The sequence below is a fragment of the Propionispira arboris genome, assembly GCF_900109225.1.
Taxonomy (GTDB): Bacteria; Bacillota; Negativicutes; order Selenomonadales; family Selenomonadaceae; genus Propionispira; species Propionispira arboris.
In genome coordinates, this window is sequence record NZ_FNZK01000004.1 from 36488 (window position 1) to 57728 (window position 21241).

Here is a 21241-nt window from a genome sequence, read left to right on the forward strand (position 1 = left end):
GTGGTGCATTTTATGCCGAATTTTGCGAATCCGTTTCAGGGAAATGTAAACAAGAAAATTTCTAAAGAAGAATTAATTCAGGCTGTTCGTTTGGATATTGCTGGAGAGTTGGAAGCTGTTTTTTTATATGATGCTCATGCAATGGCAACCGATGATGAAGTGGCAAAAAAAGTTTTGTGTGATATCCGTGATGAAGAAAAAGCACACGTAGGTGAACTCATGACATTACTTCGGCACCTTGATCCTGAAGAAGCAGCACATTTTGCAGCTGGCGAAGCAGAGGTTCATGAAATGCTTGAAGAATTAGGTCTTACCCCAAAAGAACAGGCAGCGGATAATAAAATTTCGACGAGTGCTGCGACAGTTGGTAGTTTGATTAAAGAATAGAAGGGGGCTTTTACATGGATTATTTAATGAGAAATGATATAGATTTACCGCAAGAAGCATGGCAGAGCATTGATACAACGGTTGTACAAGCAGCAAAAGCTGTTTTGATCGCACGGAAGTTTTTACCGGTCTATGGACCGCTCGGAGCGGGAACACAAAGTGTTTATTTGGACACATTTAATGAATTAGGTGATAGTCAGTCTGATTTTTTTGGTGAAGCTGAAGCAGAACCATTACAGGTGAAAGCACGCAAATTTGTTGAAGTTCCGATGCTCTATAAAGATTTTTCAATTGGCTGGCGGGATATGGAATATGCAAAACAAACAGGTTTGCCATTGGATTTATCGCTTGTAGCAGCTGCTGCGAATGCTTGTGCGAGAAAAGAAGATCAGTTGATCTTCTTGGGCAATAAAACGAGTAAAACAGCTGGGTTAGCAACAGCAGACGGTAGCGAGAAAATTGCTATCAGTGACTGGAAAACGGGCGAAAATGCGTTTCAGGATATAGTAAAAGGACTGCAGAGTTTAGCTTCTAAAGGTTTTGCTGGTAAATTCACTTTAGCGGTATCACCGGATTTATTTACCCAGCTGCAAAGATTACAAGAAAATACAGGACTGTTGGAAAGCGAACGCATTAAAAAAGTGTTGGGTGGCAATTTATTTATGACGCCAGCTTTAGGGACAGGCAAAGCCATACTGGTTTGCGCGGAACCACAAAATATAGATTTGGTTATCGGACAGGATATGATTACAGGATATCTTGGTTCTGAAAAATTGAATCACTTGTTCCGAGTGCTCGAAACAATTTTACTTAGGATTAAACGTCCCGAAGCAATTGTAGTATTTAGTTAAAGTTAGCAAACTAAATAAAAAGTAAAATTCTACGTTATTTTACGTATAATAAGTGGCGGCTTTGAGAAAATGTTTACTTTCTTGCAAAGCCGCCACTTATTGTGCAATGAAACGAACATAGAATTGATAAATCAGATAAAAAGATATATAATAATTCATACGCGTAATATACTGTTTATACATATTTTTTTAATGCAATACGGTCAGAGTAAATTTATAACGTCGGGATGACGTTCTCGTTAGAGTGGAAAGGTTGTAAAAATATTTTTATGGATAAAAAATTAACAGCATCATCGTATGTCTTAATTGGGTCTATGTTGTTTGGTTTGTTTTTTGGGGCAGGAAATTTGATTTTTCCGGTACATATGGGGCAAGAAGCAGGAAACAGTGTTTTTGCTGCAACGATTGGTTTTTTGGTTACTGGCATCGGATTGCCTTTTCTAGGAGTTGTGGCAATTGGTATTTCTAAAAGTGATGGTTTGTTTGGGTTAGCTAGCCGAGTTCATCCATTTTATGGTTATGCTATGACGGTTTTGCTTTATTTAACAATCGGTCCGTTTTTTGCTTTACCAAGAACGGGTACGGTTTCCTATGAAATAGGAATTGTTCCTTATATGAATCCAGTTTATCAGTCTTTTGGCTTAGCTTGCTTTACGGTTGTATTTTTTCTTGTTGCACTTGTTTTTTCATTAAGACCAAATAAAATTTTGACTTGGATTGGGAAAATTCTCAATCCTCTGTTTTTGATCTTTTTAGCATTTTTAATTTTTAGTAGTTTTTTTTCTCCGATGGGAATTGTGATGAATGCACCAATTCATGGAGCTTATGTGACAGAACCATTTTTTAAAGGTTTTACTGAAGGTTATAATACGATGGATGCACTGGCGTCTTTGGCTTTTGGTATTATTGTGGTTCAAACATTAAAGGAGTTAGGGGTGAAAAGCCCGAGAGGGATTGCGGTTGGTACAGTGAAAGCTGGCGCGGTCAGCGTGCTTTTGATGGGTATGATCTACAGCTGTTTAGCTTATATCGGTGCAACAAGTGTGGCACAATATGAACTTTCCGCAAATGGTGGCACGGCCTTGGCCCAGATTGCCAAGTATTATTTTGGCTCAGCAGGAAGTCTGCTGCTGGCAATTATTGTAACGCTGGCCTGCTTAAAAACAGCCATTGGTTTAATTACTGCTTGTGCGGAAACTTTTAAAGAACTATTTCCCTCACTGCTTAGTTATCGTTCGTATGTCATTTTATTTACGATTGTTTCCTGTTTAATTGCTAATGTTGGCTTGACACAGATCATTTCTTTATCAATTCCAATCTTAATGTTTTTATATCCATTAGCGATTACCTTGATTATCTTGGCATTTTTATCGCCTTTATTTAAGCATAGACAAAGTGTTTATTTATTGACGACGATTTTTACTTTGTTTGCCAGTGTGGGGGATGCATTCAACGCGATACCTGACAATATGAAAAATGAAGCTTTTATTCAAAAAATCTTGTTGTTCTATCAGAGCTGCCTGCCGTTTTTTGATATGGGTATGGGCTGGGTAATTCCCATGCTGTTTGGTTTGTCACTGGGGTGGATTATTGGTCTATGCCAAAGAAAATCAGTGAGATCTTATTAAACACGGTATTGTTTTGGGGATAAGGGAGAAGACTCATATAGTTTTCAATTGTATTTCAATAGACATTGTTTATATTGTATTGTAGAATGTCTATATATAATTAAAAATAATCGTTGTTTTCCAAATAGCAAACCTATTGAAAAATAGGGACGCAAAGCCGTGGGTCTAAAGATATTATAAGTCTATGACTGCCAGGTTGCATCAGGATGTGTTATGGTGTAATCTGGCGGTCTTTTATAGTATATAAAGATGAGTGGATCTCTTGATTAAGAAAGTGGGAAGGGAAATATGGATTTAGAAAAGCAAACGATTCTTATTGTTGATGATGTATATTTTAATGCGAAAATTATTGAAGATATTTTATGTGAGGATTATGAGGTAGTTACAGCACGATCAGGTAAAGAATGTTTAGAATATGTAAAATCAACAAAAATTGATTTGATTATATTGGATGTTGTTATGCCTGATATGGATGGCTATGAGGTTTGCCGGAAACTGAAAGCAAATCCTGCCACGAAAAAAATTCCTGTGATTTTTTTGTCAGGTCGCGGAGAAAGTCAAAATGAAACAAAAGGGCTGGAACTAGGAGCCGTTGATTATATTATTAGACCAATTCATCCTTTGGTGATTAAAGCTCGTATCAAAAATCATTTAGCACTAAAAAACCAAAGAGATATTTTGGAGAAATTTTCCTTTCGTGATGCGTTAACGGGCATATTTAATAGGCGTTATTTGGATGAGGCCTTAAAAAAAGAATGGCATGGTTCATTGCGTAAAGGGGAAGTTTTATCTGCCTTATTGATTGACATCGACTATTTTAAAAAATATAATGATTTCTATGGACATGTAGCAGGAGATCAATGCTTATGTATGGTAGCGGAAGCATTGCAAAAGTCAAGCCTTCGTGCCGGAGATGTGGTCGCACGTTATGGTGGTGAAGAATTTATGGTTATTCTACCAGCAACGCCGCAGCAAGGGGCGGTTTGTATTGCGCAGCGCATCCAAAATAATATTGCAGCATTGAAAATTGAAAATGAAAAATCCCCCGTTGATACATATATTACCGTAAGTACAGGGATTGCTTCGACGATACCGATGATTACGGGCGGACAAAAAGAGTTGGTCGAGATGGCGGATTTAGCTTTATATAAAGTGAAAAACAATGGACGAAATGCATATCAGGTCTTTTTGGATACAGACTTCAAGAAATCTCGTTCATTGCGTCCACGTACATAAGCGTTTGTGCTCCTAACTAATTTTAACATGTTTCTGTTTTGGAAGAGGACATACTATGCGCTTTTTTGATATACATCCTGTGAATTTAGTCAAAGCCTTGTCGATGGCATTAGAGTTATCGATTAATGGAATGTCGAGACATCATTGGCAGACGGCTATGATTTGCAAGAAAATTGCCGATCAGATCTCAATGAATGCAACGGAGCAGCGTACGTTGGTTTTTGCGGCGTTGCTGCATGATATTGGAGCTGCGTCCAGCTGGGACGAGCGGCAAAAAATACAGCAGACGGATACGTTTGAAAAAAGAAGCCTGGGAGCACATGCTGAAGCAGGCTATTTGTTGTTGAAAGATTCACCGCAGCTGGGATACTTGGCACAGAGCATCCGCTATCACCATGATTACTGGTGTGGTGGAAATAAAAGCGGGCTGAAGGGGTCGCAGATTCCATTAGTAAGCCGGATCATTCATTTAGCGGATCGAGTACAAATTCTGATCCATCATAATCAATCAATTTTTGCCCAACGGGAAAAGATATTGGAATCCATTGATCGATCAAGCGGGATTGTCTTTGATCCATTATTAGTGAAAGCGGCTCACGAAATTATGCAAGCGGAGAGCTTTTGGCTTGATTTAGTCAACGCCAGTTATTATGAAAATTTCTTTAAAACCTTGGATGTTTATGGATCTGTTCGCTATTCTTCCGATGATGCCATTCAAATTGCAAATATTTTTGCCAAAATAATTGATAAAATTAGTAAATTTACGGCGCATCATTCACGGAGTGTGACGAAAACGGCTGTTTTTTTAGCTAAACTTGAAGGTTTTAGTGAAGATGATGTGAAAAGCATGGAAATTGCCGGATTACTGCATGACTTGGGGAAATTAGCGGTCCCAAATGCTATTTTGGAGAAACCGGGTAAATTGACGGCAGAAGAAGTCGTGATTGTTCGACAGCATACCTATTATACGTATCGCATATTAGAACAGATTGATCATTTTGAAGTTATTGCCCAATGGGCAGCCTATCACCATGAAACATTAGATGGACAAGGGTATCCATTTCGTATTGGCGGTAAAGATTTGTCTTTGGGATCACGAATTTTGGCTGTAGCGGATATTTTTGTTGCCCTTACTGAAACGCGTCCTTATCGTGAGAGTTTACCAAAGCAAAAAGTGCAGGATATCATGACCAATATGGTAAAGCAAAACAAAATTGATGGAAATGTCCTAAAAACTCTATTTGATCATTATGATGATGCCGTATTATTAGTTGATACTAGGCTGGCGGTAAAAGAAAATGAAAGATTTGCTTAAATATGGAAAAACCGACTCGTTAATGAGCCGGTTTTTTATGTACAATTTTACAAAAAGCAATATCATATACATAATGGAGTCGTTTATACATAAAAATCACAAAAAAATAATTAAAATATAAAAGTACACTGATAATGGATTATTATTCTGAAAAATATATATGGATTTGTATTGTAATATAAATGTTTTTTGTTTACGGACTTAATAAAATCAAGAAAAAATATTTTGTGAAAAAATAATTTAGTCCTTTATTATATAAAAATATAGTGCTATAATGTCCTCTGGCAGGAGAAATTTATGGGAGTAGGAGAGCGAATAAATGGAAACAGTTCAAAAAGCAGGTCATCCGAAGGCTTTTAATATGATTTTTTTCTTGGAGTTTTGGGAACGGTTTGGTTATTATGGTCTACAGGCAGTATTAGCTTCTTTTTTTGTTAAAAGTTTAGGTATGGATGATGCAGAATCTTTCGTAGTCTTTGGGGCTTTTAGTGCCATGGTGTATGGTTATGTATCAATTGGCGGCTATATCGGAGATAAGGTGCTCGGAACGCAGCGAACAATCTTATTAGGTGCCGTAACTTTAATGTTAGGCTACACTTTGATGGCTATTGCTGGCAGTGATAAGAGTATGGTGTTTCTGGCACTGGGGTTTGTTGCTTGTGGTAATGGGCTTTTTAAGGCAAATCCATCGAGTTTATTATCGAAAGTGTATCAAAATAATGAAGCACAGCTCGATAGTGCTTTTACAATGTATTATATGGCAGTTAATGTGGGGTCGTTTTTTTCGATGATTCTGGTGCCAATTGTTGGCGGAAGTTATGGGCTGGATCTTGGTTTTGGCATTTGTGCCGCTGGCCTTGTAATTGCAATTCTTAATTTTATCTTTTTCCGGCGCTTGGTAAAAGGGCTTGATTCACCAGTTGGTAAAGAACCACTGTCAATGCGGAAATTTGCTGTGGTTGTGCTGGGGCTTTTACTGGCGATTTTTGTATCAGCTTGGATGCTGACAAATTTAATGGTGGCGCACTGGTTTTTGGCAATCGTTGGTACCGGGGTATTTTTAGTATTTTTTAAGATGATTTTTGAAGCAAAAGGTGCTGAACGCAGTAAACTGATTGCTGCTTTTGTTTTGATCATTGAAGCGATTGTCTTTTTTACGTTATATCAGCAAATGCCAACATCTTTGAATTTTTTTGCTATAAAGAATGTTGAACATTCGCTTTTGGGAATGACAATCAATGATCCGGAAGTTTTCCAGACCTTGAATCCGTTTTGGATTATGTTGGCGAGTCCAATACTAGCTTGGTTATACACACATTTTGGTAAAAAAGACCAGGATATGTCAATGCCAGGGAAATTTGCTTTTGGCATGTGTTTATGTGCAATTAGTTTTTTGATTTTAGGATTTTCGGCGAAATTTGCGAATGCACAGGGCATTGTATCGGTTTGGTGGCTGGTGGCTTCCTATTTTTTCCAAAGTATGGGAGAACTTTTGATCAGCGGATTGGGATTATCGATGATTTCTAAATTGGTACCACAACGGATGATTGGTTTTCTAATGGGAGCCTGGTTTTTGACAACAGCGATTGCAGCGGTTATTGGCGGCTGGGTAGCTACACTTACAACTGTACCGAAAAGTGTCGTTGATCCATTGGTTACATTGCCAATTTATGCAAACGTATTTAATGAAATAGGGATCGTCACGGTTGTGATTGCTATTCTTATGATTGCAACTGTACCAACATTGAATCGTTTGATCAATAAAAAAGATCGTGTAGAAAATTAAGTCTCAATTAATTTTGCGAACCAAGTAAAGTATAAGCGTGTATTTTATCTCAGCGAGACGAAATACACGCTTGTTTTTATACTTTTATGTGCGGTACTACAGGCTCTTTGTATTTCTCTGGATAAATTAAATATATTTTCTCAATTGAGAAGGTTTTAACCGCTTGCATCGGGAAGATATCTAGTGGCATAATTATAAATGGTAGAGGAAATCCAAGGAACTATTTTATTGGTAAAGTTTCTTCCGAGGGAGATGAAAGCGATGGAAAGATGGTCATTGTCGATGCAGACAAAAGTTAAGTTATTGGCCGCTGGAACCGCAATTCTGGCAGTATTTGCAGGGACTTTATTCTGGTATTTTTCATATTATACAAAAACACCGGAATATTCACTGAAAATGATTCAAGAAGCAGTAGTAAAACATGATATGGTTAAATTTCAAAAATACGTGGATATGGATAGTACATTAACAAAGGCTTGTGATGCGATGATGGAAGGGCTGATTGAAACCGAACGCCCTATGCCGGAGGAAGCGAAAGTAGCATTAAGTGGGTTTGCTAAAATGTTTAAAGCCCCGATCGTAGCAGCTTTTAAGGGCAGTATCAATCATTATATTGAATCGGGAAAATGGGATGATGATGCATCAAAAGTTGTAGATCAGGGGATTCCGATTGATTCGGATATGATTTTAAGCAAATCAGGTATCAAAGATATGCAATTTGAAAGTATTGAATATACTAAAATGGACGAAGCGGATGACAGTGCTGTCGTTGGTCTTAAAATTTTTGATCAAGAGGCCAATGCTCCGTTTGTGTTAGAATTTTTAATGAAAAAAACAGAGAATGGAATCTGGCGAATCACGGAAATAAAAAATTTCAAAGAATATATTGTTTTATTGTCCGATGCCCGGCGTCAGCAAATGAAAGCGTATATTGACACAACGCAAGTTTTAATGGCAAATCATGATAAAAACGTGTTTGATATTGAGCAAAAAATGAAAACAATTTTACTAACTAGTAATTTGGGTAATGAGAACGTGCGAATGGATCTCAAAAAAATTGTTAAAGAGGAGCTTCTGCTTGATTGGAATGAACGAATGGAAGCGCTAAATAAAATTGAAGTTCCAGAAGCGGCACAAACATTGCAGCGATTACGCCTTAAAATATGTGATTTGCGAATCGGCTACTGTGAAAAATATGCACTTTGGCTTGATAATAAAGATGTGAAACCATTAAAAGAAGCAAATGAGTTCTTGAAAGAAGCAAAGACACTTGAACATGAAGCGGAGTTCATTTCTAATAAAGTTAAAGCTGACACCAATTGAAATGAATCATTCTATTTGCTGAGTCCAGTAGGCATGTTTATAAACTTCGCTTCGAAAATTTGCGTATGATAAAATAGGTCATAAAAGAAGGGGCTATTGATGATACGATTGATACGAGCATTGTCTTCATTGCATGGAGAACAATATACAGAGCCTTATATTGCGAAAGCAAAATTTGAGCGATATGGAAATTTAGTCGGCAAAGGCACACATACGAATATGATGGTTGAAAAAGAAAAAGCGAAGTTTGTTTTGATTATTATAGACTTATACGATAATGAGATTGTTCTGGCCAGACTTCGCATCACCTTATTCTTGCACGCAACAGAAAATTTAGTGCTGCCGGGTCATCATAGTATGCCAAAAGATGTACAGGTTTGGCGGAGTTTCACTAAGGAAGCCATCTATGATTTTTCCAAAGAAGCCGATGATACCAATCCGATTCATTTAACGGATCAACCGATTGTGCAGGGGCTGTTCTTACTGCGGACTTTGGCTGATTATTTTGGTGATATTAACTCGCTGGAAATGAAATTCATCAAACCATTATATGCAAACCAGATCGTTTACTTGCAGAAACACAGCGGAGAATTTATTGGTTATAATGGACATGAAATGATTTTTAAGGGAAAAGTTGATATAAACAAATAAAATACAATCATAGATTAAGTGGCATTAAATATTTTATATGGCAGACGGATAGGCTGCTTTAATGCATTATATGTAGTTTTGCACCAAGAACCAAAACTATTTTTTAGATTATGCTGTTCAGGGAAGGATGGAAAATCTATGTTTAAAGATATATCTTTTAAAGGAAAAGTGCTTTTATTCATTTTACCTGTTACTATTTTAGGATTCCTTCTTTTATCGTTTGTTTCATACAAATATGTAGATGCAGTCCTTGAAACGGAATTATTGGGTGGATCGCAGCGTGAAACAAAAGAGGTAGCGGAAAATATTGATGCCTGGCTCGACGCACGACTATTTGAAACGCAAACTGCCGCATCAAATCCGGCGGCTCGTAATGCTGTTGCCGATCCGGTTACAGCAACGAAAAATAATGAACATCGTTTTCAACTAATGCAGGAAAAATTGCCAAATACATACGACAGTGTAAGTTGGGGGTATTTTGACAATTCAGGAGTTTTATGGGGGCAGGCTGCTGCCGGACCAAAATTGATGTCAGTTGGAGATAAAGCTTGGTATAAAGAAACGATGCAAGGGCAAAAAAAATCATTTATGTCACCGCCCGTTGTTTCACAAGCTACAGGGAAAACGATTGTAAATGCAATTTCATTAATTAAAGATAACAACAATAAAAATATTGGTATGGTTTTGGCAGCTATTTATGTTGAAGCCATCGCTCAGAAAGTACAAAACCTGAAAATCGGCGACAGGGGATATGGCATCTTAATTGCGCAAGATGGCACCTTTGTTGTTCATCCAAGTGATGACTATATCATGAAGAAAAAAATCAGTGAGGATGAAGATCCTGAAATCAGGCAGCTGGGGACAAAAATGCTGGAGGGGCAAAGTGGTATTTATCGCTATACAACGCAATCTGGCGAAAAAAAGATTGCCTTTTTCGAAGCAATTCCGACAGCGGGCTGGAGCGTTGCTGCTGTTTCCTATGAAGATGAAATTTTTGCTGCAGCGCATAAAATTTTACTAATTATGATGGGGCTTTCTATTGTCGTGATCTTATTGATTTCTCTGGTTATTTGGTTTGCGGCAAAGAAACTGGTAAGACCACTTCAGACCATGGTTGAAACAATGAATGAGATGGCCGAAGGTGATTTTACCGAGAAACCAGCTCGCATTACAACACGGGATGAATTTGGTATGTTAGCACAGGCTATACGTGACATGCGAACGAAAGTCCGCAGCTTGATGAAGGCTGTTGGTGAATCGTCACAGACGCTGGCGGCTTCTTCACAAGAGCTTACCGCAACATCAGAACAGTCATCAGAGGCCTCGGACCAGGTTGCAGCATCCATTGCTACGATCGCACAAGGCATGACAACGCAGCTTGCAGCAGTGAAAGGTACGACCACTGCTGTGGAGGATTTGTCTTTGGCTATTCGCGATGTTTCTAAAAATGCGAATGAAACGGCGACTAAAAGTGGTAATGCAGCAGCGGTGGCACAAAGTGGCGGCGAAAGCGTTACCAAGGCGATTGAGCAGATGAATCGAATTGAAAAGGCAACGAATGATTCCGTTCAAGTAGTTACGGTGTTAGGCGAAAGATCAAAAGAAATCGGACAAATTGTGGATACCATTTCGGGCATAGCCGGACAGACAAATCTTCTGGCACTGAATGCTGCGATTGAAGCAGCTCGGGCGGGTGAGACAGGACGAGGCTTTGCGGTGGTTGCCGAAGAAGTCCGTAAACTTGCTGAAGGTTCACAGATGGCCGCGAAACAAATTTCTGATTTGATTATGGAAATTCAAAACGATACACACAATGCAGTTGTGGCTATGAACGAAGGCAGCCAACAGGTTAAGATTGGGACACAAGTAGTTGGCTCCACCGGAGAAGCATTCCACCAGATTGTGGGCTTTGTTCAGGAAGTATCTGCCCAGGCACAGGATATCTCGGCAGCGATTGAACATATGGCCAATAATAGTGAACTGATTGTAGGGAATGTACAAAAAATTGATGGTTTAAGCAAAGATGCTGCTGAACAATCAGAGACTGTGTCAGCTGCGACTCAGCAGCAGGCGGCTTCCATGCAAGATATTGCGAATGCCAGCCAAAATCTTGCATCTATGGCAGAAAAGCTGCAACAGGAAGTACAGCAGTTTAAAATATAAAAAGTAATACAAAAAAACGGCTCTTGATTTATTGTGAATCAAGAGCCGTTTTAAATTTTTTCACTTTACTAGAACTAGTGTTCTGATATATAATAGATTAAGTTAATTTTATAAAGTACTATGAGGAGCGAGCAATGTGGATATATTTGCTAAATTGAAAATTTTGAGTGATGCGGCCAAATATGATGCTGCCTGTACGTCCAGCGGCGTAGATAAAAAATCAGTACGCGGCGGTATCGGCAGTGCTTCAGCTTGTGGAATCTGCCATACATTTGCTGGCGATGGACGATGTGTATCGCTTTTGAAGGTGCTTTTTACGAATATCTGTATCTATGATTGTAAATATTGTGTCAATCGGCGTTCGGCTGAAACAGAAAAAGCAGCTTTTACACCAAAGGAATTGGCTGATTTGGCAATCCAGTTTTACAGACGTAATTATATTGAAGGTTTATTTTTAAGTTCAGGAGTTGTCCGGAGTCCTGACTATACCTGTGAACAAATGATTGAAACATTACGGATTTTGCGGGAAGAATATAAATTTAATGGATATATTCATGCGAAAGCCATTCCCGGTGCAGATAGTCTATTGATTGCCCGCCTGGGGATGCTCGCGGACAGGATGAGTGTGAATATAGAAATGCCATCACAACATAGTTTGCAACTTTTGGCACCTGATAAAACCAAGCATTCGATATTAACACCGATGTCTTATATTAAAGGCCGAATTGAAGAAAATTGTCATGATCTGGTAAAATATCGCCATGCACCGAAATTTGCGCCAGCAGGTCAGAGCACTCAAATGATTATCGGAGCATCCCCTGAAACGGATCGACAAATATTGAATCTTACAGAAGGCCTTTATCGGAGTTATAATTTAAAACGAGTTTTCTTTTCGGCATATATGCCAGTGATGGAAGATCAATTTCTGCCATCACTGGATACCAAACCGCCGCTATGGCGGGAACACCGTCTCTATCAAGCAGACTGGCTGCTTCGATTTTATGGCTTCGCCGCCAAAGAACTGCTCGATGAGGAAAACGAAAATTTTCATCCGTATGTTGATCCAAAATGCAATTGGGCATTGCATCATATGGAGTTTTTCCCAATGGATGTCAATCGAGCTCCATTTGAAGATTTATTGCGAGTACCAGGGATTGGTGTACGTTCCGCCCATAGGATCATTGCTGCACGGCGCAGTGGTATATTAAGCTTTGATGGGCTTAAAAAGCTAGGGGTCGTGATGAAACGAGCCCAATATTTTATTAGCTGCAGAGGGCGTAAGCTGCCAGGATTGGATATGTCACGTCAGGTAGTACTTCGGGCGATGATGTCAGCACGCGAAGCAAAACTTTATGGAACGGATCTTATAGGAGGACGTCAGCTTTCTTTATTTGAACCAAATTCAGTCTTGGAAGTTGGTGCGAAGGAGTTGATTGCATGTCTGCCACTGCCGCTGTAATTTATAACTATGATGGTAGTTTTGAAGGCTTGCTTTGCTGCGTTTTTGAATCCTATGATAAAAAAGAAATTCCGCTGGCAATCATTGGACCGGACTATCGGCAAAGTATGCTGCTTGCCGGCAAAGACATTTTGACAGATCCCATGAAAGCAAAACGGGTGCAAAGCTCGATTCCTAAAAAAATAAGTTATGAGGTCTATGAATTTGTCTGCCAGGCTTTTTTAACCTGCTTTCCTGAAAAAGAGCTTTATATTTTGCTTTTTTTACGACAAGCCTATAAATGTGGTCCGCAGATTATGAATCGTCTTACGGATGAGATTGTTTATCCACTTTATAAAGCGGTACAGCATCTGCAAAAAGAATCACATCTATTGAAGGGGTTTATTCGCTTTTCGGTGGCAAATCAGGTTCTTATTAGTGAGATTGGACCAAAAAACTTTGTTTTACCGCTCTTGAAACAGCATTTTATGGAACGGTATCCGGAAGAACGGTTTTTGATTTATGATAAGACCCATCAGATGGGTCTGCTGTATCAACCTTATCAATCTCGCATTGTACCCATTGATGCCTTAGAAATGCCAGAATTTGACGAAACGGAAATCCAGTTTCGGCAGTTATGGAAATTATTTTATGATACGATTGAAATCAAGGGGCGGCATAATGAAAAATGCCGGATGACACAGATGCCAAAACGATACTGGGATTATATGACTGAATTCCAGAGCGCACCAACGCTAAGACGAAAAATTCCGAATGGACCTGAAAAATTACCTGTCAAATACAAGTAAGCGAGCAACGATTTTTATCAATTATGATGCAACGGATTCATTAGACTGTTGTGCTTATGAAATCAATGTTTTATAATGATAGCAGGTGAGGTGTTTATACGAATGAAGAAACAAGAAGAAGTGATTTTACTCTATCATTTTCTGGATCAAACGAAGTTACAGCAAATTAAAGATATATGTAAACAGTTGAAAATTCAAACGAAAGATATCGGCGATGAAATGCTGGGACAGAAAGTTGGCCACTTAGTCGGGCGAAAAGGTTTTGCAGCAATAAAAACTGAAATAGGCGAATTTGTTTTTCCGCACGAGGTTATCGTTTTCAGCAACAGTGACCGAAAACGATTGGATCAAGTGCTTACTGCTTTCAAAGAAGCAAAAATCGAACCCATTAAATTCAAAGCGATTGTGACACCATTTAATATGTTTTGGTCGTTGCAGCGCTTATGTGAAACCATGCAAAAAGAACATGGTGCCATGCTAAAGCAGGAGCCAGAACTTGAATAAAAAAGAAGGAGATATAATGAAAGATCAAATAAAACAGGAACCAGATGCCTCTTTATTAGAACATACACAAATTGTACCGCGGCAAACGGATCAGACGAAACCGCAGTCACTTGAAGCAACGCAGATTATGCCTCGTGTTGATGTGGAAACTCTCGAAAAGACAACGACACCCGAAGATAAATCTATGCCATTGATTTTTTCGAACACCTCAGCTAAACGGAAAAAAATAGCTTGGATTTTGGGCGGCGGTTTTGTTTTAGCATTATTGATTGGCTTTGTTGTGGCACGATATTATGGAGATCAAAGGGAAATTGCGGAACATGAACGGATTCACCAAAAGCAAGTTCTTCAGCAAAAACAGCAGGATGTACAATCTTTAGAACAAAAACAATTGGATTTAGAGAGACAAAAAGCACAATTGGAACAAGAGCGAAACCAAATCGAACAGAAACAGAAAGATGCCGCGGAAAAAGCCCGAGTTTTGGCTGAAAATGAACAAGCCCTGGAAAATCAAAAAAATGGGTCATCAGGTGTGACTAAATTATGGAATACTATTACAGGAAAAGATAAACAACAGGCAAGCGCCCGGGAAAAAGCAAGTGCGGCAGCTCAAACGGCAGTTGAGCAGGCCAATGATATTAAAACTTCTCTGGATCAGGCACAGTCTATGATTGAACACGTTGACAGTGCATTAGAAGATACGAAAACGATGACGAATCAGGCAAAGCAGCTGAAAGAGTCGGCACAAGCAGCGTATGCTGAACATTCGGATGTAATTGATAAAGTGATTGCCGTGGTAGAAGATGGTAAAAATTATGTTGATTCGTTGATTGATAAATATAAACCTATGCTGCAGCAATAAAAAAGTAATACTATTTCTATACAAGGTAAAGGGACTATAGGGCACCGCTTGCTTTACGCAACGTTGTTTAGCCCTATAGTTCCTTTTTGATGATTTTAATTAATAATCTTTAATTCATTCTATATATAATGCATTGAAATAGGTATTTTATGGTTTGGCTATTTTTAAGGAGGTAATTTGTGTGAAAAAAATTATAGCAGGAATGCTTATTGTAATGCTGGCTTTTGCCGCAAGTGGCTGCAAAACGGACAGCATCGATAAAAAAGCGACGTTACAGGAAATTACGATTGGCTTAATGCCAGATGTTGACTCAATGCCATTTATTATTGCACAAGAAAAAGGTTATTTTAAGGAAGAGGGAGTCACGGTCAATATACAACAATTTAAAAGTGCAATGGATCGTGACAGTGCTCTGCAAAGTGGAAATTTGGACGGAGCAATTTCTGATTTACTGGCTGTGGCCTTTGCTAAAGCCGGCGGCTTTGATGTGAAAGTCACTTCTTCTACCGATGGCAGTTATAAACTGATTGCCGGAGCCAATGAAACAGCAGCCAGTGTTGCTGCTTTACAAGGGAAAGATGTAGCTGTATCAAAAAATACAATTATTGAGTATGTTACCGATCAAATTTTAACGGCCAATCATATGACGGACAGTGATATAAATAAAGTGGTTATTCCACAGATTCCAACTCGTCTTGAAATGCTGCAAAATGGTAAACTGGCCGCTGCAACTTTGCCTGAGCCCATGGCCGGTATTGCTATTCAAAATGGCTGCAAACCCCTTAGCAGTTCAGACCAATTGGCAATCAATCCGGGGGTAATCCTGTTTACGAATAAAGCAATCGAAGGGAAAAAAAGGAAATTCAAGCGATGTACCGGGCCTACAACAAAGCCGTGGTTTATCTTAATACACAAGCACGCGAAAATTATATTGACCTCCTAATTGAAAAAGGTGGTTTTCCGTCGGCAGCAAAAGAGACGTTACTGATTCCAACCTATAGAGAAGCGGGTCTTCCAGCTGAAAAAGATGTTGTAGACTGCATACAATGGCTCAATCATAAAGACCTTATAAAACAATCCTATACCTATCAAGATATTGTGACGGATATCTTAGTGCAATGAATATATGATTGAGATTCAAGATTTGACGGTTAAATATCAATCGCAAACGGAAATATATACTGCATTAGAGTGTATAAATCTTGCGATTCCTGACGGTGGAACGTGTGCAGTCATTGGACCATCCGGGTGTGGTAAGTCAACTTTGCTTAAGGTATTGGCTGGGATTATTACGGATTATGAAGGTGAAGTCAGAGTAGATGGACAAACTATAAATCCCAAGAAGCAGGCCATAGGCTTTATTCCGCAAAATTATGGTTTGCTGCCGTGGCGTACGGTTGATGAGAATATTTATTTGGGCATGAAGATTAAACAGCATCAAAAAACAGTGGACTATGCGAAGCTGCAAGTGATCAGGCAGCAACTGGGCATAGAACAACTCGGCAAGCGTTATCCAGGCGAAATTAGCGGCGGGCAGCAGCAGCGTGTCAGTTTAGCTAGAGCTTTTTTATTAAAACCGGATCTGCTGTTGATGGATGAGCCCTTTTCGGCATTGGATGCCATTACTCGTGAAGAAATGCAGGATGTTTTTTTATCAATTTGGGAAAAATATGCAGTATCAACGATTTTAGTGACTCATTATGTAGAAGAGGCAATCTATCTTGGTCAAAAAATTGTCATTTTATCGCCAAATCCAGGCCGGATCAGTCGGATTATTGAAAATCCACTCTTTGGCGGCCGTAACATTCGTCAAAAACCAGAATTTTTTGAACTGGGACTGTCGATTCGAAATCTGATTAAAAAGGATTGGTCAAAATAATGGAAAAACATAAACCAGTTTGGTTTTTGCTGGGTATCATAACATTTTTTGCTTTATGGTGGATTCTGTCTAAAATCATTATGCTGCCCATTGTTCCTTCCCCTTTTCTGGTATTGGTGAATTTGGTCGCGATTTTCATGAAATATATTGCAATCCATAGTTTGTATAGCTTATGGCGTATTGCCGCAGGACTTTTTTTGGCAGTTTTAATTGGTCTGCCACTTGGTGTAATTATGGGGTATTTCCCCAAGTGGGATCGTTTTTTATCACCGCTGCTTTACCTTACGTATCCAATTCCTAAAATTGCATTGATGCCAATTTTGATGCTGCTTTTTGGTATTGGAGAGTTCTCGAAGATACTCATGATTTTTTTGATTATTGTTTTTCAAGTTATTGTGGCAATTCGAGATAATATTCGCAGTATTCCCAAAGAGACATATTATCCCTTATATTCTTTAGGTGCACCTTTTAGCGCTGTTTTTTTTGAAGTACTTTGGCCAGCTTCCATGCCAAAATTTATTACAGCGATTCGGGTAGCAATGGCAACGGCAATTTCTGTACTCTTTTTTACCGAAACATTTGGGACGCAATACGGTATGGGTTATTTTATTATGGATGCCTGGCTCCGGGTTAATTATCTGGAGATGTACTCGGGGATTGTTGTTCTTAGTTTGATGGGTTTATTTTTATTTGCTTTCATCGATTGGATTGAAAAACGGCTTTGCCATTGGCAATATAAATAGCAGGCTAAAGCTAAGGTGGAAAAGAGGCGACTCTTTCCGCTTTTTTTATTGCAATTAGAGGAGATTCAAAATAAATATTGAAAAATAAATATGAGTAGCAAAATAGTACTTTTCTATTTTCTGCTCATATAGTAAAATAAAAAAGATGAATCATATTCATATTTACAATTTACTATAAATGAACTGAAAGTTGAAAGGAGGCTGGGCGATGGAGTCAACAATGACGGATATTGCAATTATCGGTGGTGGACCAGCTGGATTATCGGCAGCAATCAATGTGATTGCCCGCGGTAAATCGACACGAGTCTTTTCAACAAAAAATAATTATCTGGAACGCGCTGCGCGGGTTGATAATTATTTAGGAATGGAAGCTGTCAATGGGGCTGCAATGATGGAATCTTTTCGTCAACATGCTAAATCTTTGGGGGCCAAGCTTGAAACAGGGAAAATTATTACGATTTTACCAGTTTCAAATTATTTTATGCTGAATTTCAATGGGACGATTGTGCAGGCTAAAACCGTGATATTGGCAATTGGTGCAGCCAAACAAAAGGCTTTGCCTGGTGAAAAACAATTTTTGGGTCAAGGGGTTAGTTATTGTGCTACTTGTGACGGCATGATGTATCGAGGCAAAAAAGCCATCGTGTATGGCTTGGCGGACGAGGCTGTCTTAGAAGCAAACCATTTGCAGCAAATAGGCGTGAATGTAACCTTTGTCTCAGCGAAGCAGCGCCCAGCTGATTTAGCTGGTGCGGTTCAGTTTATTTCTGGTGCCATAACTGCTATTGAGGGTGAAACCATTGTGCAAGCGGTTAAGGTAAATGAAACGTCAATCGAAACCGATGTGGTGTTTATTTTGCGTAATGTAATCGTACCAACAGCTTTATGTAAAGGACTAAATCTGCAAGACGGCTTTCTTGCGGTGAATCGTGACATGGAAACGAATATACCCGGTATTTTCGCTTGTGGTGATTGCAATGGTAAGCCGTTGCAAATTGCTAAGGCTGTTGGTGAAGGTTTAATTGCAGCACAACAAGCGTCAAAATATATTGATGATCAGAAGAAATAAGGAGGTTTTTGATATGGGGATTATACATCCGAGTACAAAAGACTTTGATCAATTATTACAAGCAAATGAAGTTGTTCTTGTTGATTTTTGGGCAACTTGGTGCGGGCCTTGCCTTATGCTGGCACCAATCATTGAGGAAATCTCTAAAAAATATGAAGGTAAAGCTGTTGTCGCTAAAGTTGATGTCGACGTAGAACGAGCTTTGGCAGAACATTATCAGATTATGTCAATTCCAACCGTACTTGTATTTAAAAAAGGCAAGTTGGCAGGTCGGGAAATTGGTGCAGCTGCGGCCAGTGTTTATGAAGCTATGATTGAAAAGGCATTGTGATCTTATAACAAATTACAGAATTTAGTATGCTTTATCAATCTGCAAAAATTATGAGGGTACATGCTTGTTTTACATAACGCTGCGGAGATTTTTTTACTCGCACGTTAATTCGTTCTTAGAACAAAAAAGAGTCGGCTGAGTGTATACACACTTTCAACCGACTCTTTTATATATATATTGAAAATTAGGATTTAAAATGATGAACCATTTCTTCGAGGGATTGTGCCATATCGGCAAATTGACCGATTGCAGCCGTTACTTCTTCAGCAGATGCAGCTTGTTCTTCACTGGCAGCAGATATGTTATTGATGGTTTCACTGTTTTGCTGTGATAAGATATGGATATTTTCAACGCTGTGCAAGGCTTGCTCACATAAACTATTTTGCTGGGTTGCTTCCTCTGTTATTACCATGGCTTGTTTTTCGGCATTTAAAACTGCATCGACGATTTCCTTGAAAGAATTTCCGAGCTGCAATGCAGTTTGGGTACTTTTGTCGATATAGGAAAAATTCTGTTCGACGCCATTGATTGTATCGTTTGTCTGTGTTTCCACCTGAGCGATGATGGTTGTTATATTTTTGATGGCACTTGCTGATTCTTCGGCTAATTTTCTGACTTCGCTCGCAACTACGGCGAATCCTTTTCCAGCTTCTCCCGCACGTGCTGCTTCAATTGCTGCATTGAGTGCCAAAAGATTGGTCTGTTTGGTAATGGTGGTAATCATCGCCGTAATGGAATTGATTTCTTTCGCTTTTGCGCCTAAATCCGTCACATTGGTCACCGTAGTTTGTAAGATTGTTTTCATATGCTGTATTTGCTCAACATTTTGATTTACGATATCTTGCCCCTGTGTGGCAATCGTTGTACAATCATGTGTTGCGACAGCCACGGTTTGTGAAGTAACGCAGACCTCTGCACTGCAATGCATCAATTCGTGCAGCAGTGATTGGGCTGAGGCGGTTTCCTTGCTTTGTGACTCGATCTGCTTGGCAGCACTTTGGAGTTCGATTGCGACATGCTGAATTGAATCACTGGATTGTTCTGTGTTTAAGGCTACCTGACTTGCCGATTCAGCCATCTTGCTGGCGGAGTCTTTTACTTTATGGACAATATCACGTAAACTGGACAACATCATATTAAAAGCACGCGCTACGGAACCCAGTTCATCTTGTCGTTTATTTTCTAATGTTACGGTTAAGTCACCAGTCGCTGCAATTGCCGTACAAATATGTAACTCCTTTAATGGTGCTAGTGCTTTACGTGTTACAAAAAGACCAATACAAACAAAAATACAAGTTAAAAGCAGTGCAGTTCCTAAACTCTCTTCGATTAGTGTATTGACAGCAGCCAGCGCAACATCTTTAGAATATAAAGATACAACGACCCAGTCTGTATGTTCTACCGGACGGTAGGAAACAAGAAAATCTTGTCCACGCACATTGCTTATAGCCTTGCCGGTTTTCTTTTGTACGGCCTCGGTATAGATCGGCTCGGGCAGAGAAGTTCTATTGTCTACAGAAGCAGAGTCTGTTTGATTGTATAAAGGGATGGTGTTTTTGTCGAGCAAAACGATTGAATACCCAGGATTTTGCGATAGAATTTGTTCAATGAGTGTTTGAAGGTTATTAAGGGACAGCGTGGCACCAATAATTCCAACGGGTTTATTGCCATCTCCTTTTATTTGTGTCGTACCGATTATTGTCAATTTTTGTGTAACCTTGCTTGGTAGTGGATCCGAAAATGCTGTTGTGCCTTGCATGGCTGATTGAAAATAAGGTCGGTCTGCTATATTGATCGGGGCGGCAGTGTCACTGCGTGCTATCTGCTGCCCGTTCGTATCTGTAACAAATAATGGTTCAGAGCTTCCATAAAAAGCTTGAACGGATGCGAGGTATTGTTTCGTAAGAATCGGGTCCATGCTGCGTAGTTCATTTTTCTTGCTTATAGCAAGCAGAAAATTTTGCTTGCTAAGTATGTACGAACCTACATCACTGGCAACTCGTTCGGCAACCTTGTTATTTTTCTCAATGGCTGCATCTGTTAGACTGTTGGAAATTTCATGTGTAAAGAGCAGGCCGATTAGTAAAATCGGGATTGAACAGGTTAAAATGGTATACACAGCACTTTTGGTCAGCAAAGATGATTTGTTCAAATTTTGATAACTTAAATTTGGCCTTTTTTTTAAATTTATTTTAGATAGGAATTTTCCATATAAATTTGAAACTTTCATTATCACAGCTCCTTGTTTTCTTTTTGATGTTAGCAT

General features: G+C 39.1%; 18 protein-coding genes, 1 pseudogene and 1 riboswitch. Of the genes and pseudogenes, 18 read left to right on the forward strand and 1 reads right to left on the reverse strand.

Annotated elements, in window-relative coordinates; genetic code table 11:
• Nucleotides 1-12 precede the first annotated feature (12 nt).
• From BMY14_RS05035 to trxA, 18 genes and pseudogenes are all read left to right on the forward strand, one after another.
• Complete coding sequence (locus BMY14_RS05035; protein ID WP_091829774.1) at nt 13-387, forward strand: demethoxyubiquinone hydroxylase family protein; 375 nt, start codon at nt 13-15, stop codon at nt 385-387.
• A 14-nt stretch (nt 388-401) separates the two neighbouring features.
• Nucleotides 402-1238 (forward strand): family 1 encapsulin nanocompartment shell protein, encoded by an 837-nt coding sequence (locus BMY14_RS05040; protein ID WP_091829776.1) that lies wholly within the window; start codon nt 402-404, stop codon nt 1236-1238.
• 269 nt (nt 1239-1507) lie between these two features.
• Nucleotides 1508-2866, forward strand: a complete 1359-nt coding sequence (gene brnQ / locus BMY14_RS05045; RefSeq protein WP_091829778.1) for a branched-chain amino acid transport system II carrier protein — start codon at nt 1508-1510, stop codon at nt 2864-2866.
• 116 nt (nt 2867-2982) lie between these two features.
• Nucleotides 2983-3070, forward strand: a riboswitch (cyclic di-GMP riboswitch).
• Nucleotides 3071-3154: 84 nt separating this feature from the next.
• Nucleotides 3155-4102, forward strand: coding sequence for a diguanylate cyclase (locus BMY14_RS05050; RefSeq protein ID WP_019552485.1), 948 nt, complete (start codon nt 3155-3157; stop codon nt 4100-4102).
• A gap of 55 nt (nt 4103-4157) precedes the next feature.
• On the forward strand, nt 4158-5417 hold the full coding sequence (locus BMY14_RS05055; protein ID WP_091829780.1) for an HD-GYP domain-containing protein: 1260 nt from the start codon (nt 4158-4160) through the stop codon (nt 5415-5417).
• Nucleotides 5418-5736: 319 nt separating this feature from the next.
• Nucleotides 5737-7203: an oligopeptide:H+ symporter gene (locus BMY14_RS05060; RefSeq protein WP_091829782.1), complete on the forward strand. Its 1467-nt coding sequence runs from the start codon at nt 5737-5739 to the stop codon at nt 7201-7203.
• Nucleotides 7204-7464: 261 nt separating this feature from the next.
• Nucleotides 7465-8526, forward strand: coding sequence for a hypothetical protein (locus BMY14_RS05065; RefSeq protein ID WP_091829784.1), 1062 nt, complete (start codon nt 7465-7467; stop codon nt 8524-8526).
• Between the two features lie 99 nt (nt 8527-8625).
• Nucleotides 8626-9177: a hotdog family protein gene (locus BMY14_RS05070; protein WP_091829786.1), complete on the forward strand. Its 552-nt coding sequence runs from the start codon at nt 8626-8628 to the stop codon at nt 9175-9177.
• 138 nt (nt 9178-9315) lie between these two features.
• A complete protein-coding gene (locus BMY14_RS05075) occupies nt 9316-11340 on the forward strand; it encodes a methyl-accepting chemotaxis protein (RefSeq protein ID WP_091829788.1) in 2025 nt (674 codons plus the stop codon).
• A 136-nt stretch (nt 11341-11476) separates the two neighbouring features.
• The gene (locus BMY14_RS05080) at nt 11477-12799 is read left to right on the forward strand and encodes a putative DNA modification/repair radical SAM protein (protein WP_091829790.1); all 1323 of its coding nucleotides are present in this window, start codon (nt 11477-11479) and stop codon (nt 12797-12799) included.
• Nucleotides 12778-13587, forward strand: coding sequence for a TIGR03915 family putative DNA repair protein (locus BMY14_RS05085; RefSeq protein WP_091829792.1), 810 nt, complete (start codon nt 12778-12780; stop codon nt 13585-13587). Before BMY14_RS05080 ends, BMY14_RS05085 begins: the two co-directional genes overlap by 22 nt.
• 102 nt (nt 13588-13689) lie before the next feature.
• On the forward strand, nt 13690-14091 hold the full coding sequence (locus BMY14_RS05090) for a DUF3783 domain-containing protein (protein ID WP_091829793.1): 402 nt from the start codon (nt 13690-13692) through the stop codon (nt 14089-14091).
• The gene (locus BMY14_RS05095) at nt 14084-14953 is read left to right on the forward strand and encodes a hypothetical protein (RefSeq protein ID WP_091829795.1); all 870 of its coding nucleotides are present in this window, start codon (nt 14084-14086) and stop codon (nt 14951-14953) included. Before BMY14_RS05090 ends, BMY14_RS05095 begins: the two co-directional genes overlap by 8 nt.
• 181 nt (nt 14954-15134) lie before the next feature.
• Nucleotides 15135-16075 (forward strand): annotated as a pseudogene (locus BMY14_RS05100) (ABC transporter substrate-binding protein).
• A 4-nt stretch (nt 16076-16079) separates the two neighbouring features.
• Nucleotides 16080-16832 (forward strand): ABC transporter ATP-binding protein, encoded by a 753-nt coding sequence (locus BMY14_RS05105; RefSeq protein WP_091829797.1) that lies wholly within the window; start codon nt 16080-16082, stop codon nt 16830-16832.
• Nucleotides 16832-17575, forward strand: a complete 744-nt coding sequence (locus BMY14_RS05110; RefSeq protein ID WP_091829799.1) for an ABC transporter permease — start codon at nt 16832-16834, stop codon at nt 17573-17575. The genes BMY14_RS05105 and BMY14_RS05110 overlap by 1 nt, the downstream gene beginning before the upstream one ends.
• A gap of 208 nt (nt 17576-17783) precedes the next feature.
• Nucleotides 17784-18644, forward strand: coding sequence for an NAD(P)/FAD-dependent oxidoreductase (locus BMY14_RS05115; RefSeq protein ID WP_091829801.1), 861 nt, complete (start codon nt 17784-17786; stop codon nt 18642-18644).
• A 13-nt stretch (nt 18645-18657) separates the two neighbouring features.
• Nucleotides 18658-18975 carry a thioredoxin gene (gene trxA / locus BMY14_RS05120; protein ID WP_091829803.1) on the forward strand — a complete coding sequence of 106 codons (318 nt, stop codon included), beginning with the start codon at nt 18658-18660 and terminating at the stop codon, nt 18973-18975.
• 184 nt (nt 18976-19159) lie between these two features.
• On the opposite strand, the gene BMY14_RS05125 is transcribed toward trxA, so the two are convergent.
• A complete protein-coding gene (locus BMY14_RS05125; RefSeq protein WP_177177485.1) occupies nt 19160-21205 on the reverse strand; it encodes a methyl-accepting chemotaxis protein in 2046 nt (681 codons plus the stop codon).
• Between the last annotated feature and the right edge of the window lie 36 nt (nt 21206-21241).

Bases quoted from the DNA above. Each gene is read 5' to 3' on its own strand.
- BMY14_RS05035 (WP_091829774.1), top strand. From the start codon at position 13: ATGCCGAATTTTGCGAATCCGTTTCAGGGAAATGTAAACAAGAAAATT.
- BMY14_RS05040 (WP_091829776.1), top strand. From the start codon at position 402: ATGGATTATTTAATGAGAAATGATATAGATTTACCGCAAGAAGCATGG.
- brnQ (WP_091829778.1), top strand. From the start codon at position 1,508: ATGGATAAAAAATTAACAGCATCATCGTATGTCTTAATTGGGTCTATG.
- BMY14_RS05050 (WP_019552485.1), top strand. From the start codon at position 3,155: ATGGATTTAGAAAAGCAAACGATTCTTATTGTTGATGATGTATATTTT.
- BMY14_RS05055 (WP_091829780.1), top strand. From the start codon at position 4,158: ATGCGCTTTTTTGATATACATCCTGTGAATTTAGTCAAAGCCTTGTCG.
- BMY14_RS05060 (WP_091829782.1), top strand. From the start codon at position 5,737: ATGGAAACAGTTCAAAAAGCAGGTCATCCGAAGGCTTTTAATATGATT.
- BMY14_RS05065 (WP_091829784.1), top strand. From the start codon at position 7,465: ATGGAAAGATGGTCATTGTCGATGCAGACAAAAGTTAAGTTATTGGCC.
- BMY14_RS05070 (WP_091829786.1), top strand. From the start codon at position 8,626: ATGATACGATTGATACGAGCATTGTCTTCATTGCATGGAGAACAATAT.
- BMY14_RS05075 (WP_091829788.1), top strand. From the start codon at position 9,316: ATGTTTAAAGATATATCTTTTAAAGGAAAAGTGCTTTTATTCATTTTA.
- BMY14_RS05085 (WP_091829792.1), top strand. From the start codon at position 12,778: ATGTCTGCCACTGCCGCTGTAATTTATAACTATGATGGTAGTTTTGAA.
- BMY14_RS05090 (WP_091829793.1), top strand. From the start codon at position 13,690: ATGAAGAAACAAGAAGAAGTGATTTTACTCTATCATTTTCTGGATCAA.
- BMY14_RS05105 (WP_091829797.1), top strand. From the start codon at position 16,080: ATGATTGAGATTCAAGATTTGACGGTTAAATATCAATCGCAAACGGAA.
- BMY14_RS05110 (WP_091829799.1), top strand. From the start codon at position 16,832: ATGGAAAAACATAAACCAGTTTGGTTTTTGCTGGGTATCATAACATTT.
- BMY14_RS05115 (WP_091829801.1), top strand. From the start codon at position 17,784: ATGGAGTCAACAATGACGGATATTGCAATTATCGGTGGTGGACCAGCT.
- trxA (WP_091829803.1), top strand. From the start codon at position 18,658: ATGGGGATTATACATCCGAGTACAAAAGACTTTGATCAATTATTACAA.
- BMY14_RS05125 (WP_177177485.1), bottom strand. From the start codon at position 21,205: ATGAAAGTTTCAAATTTATATGGAAAATTCCTATCTAAAATAAATTTA.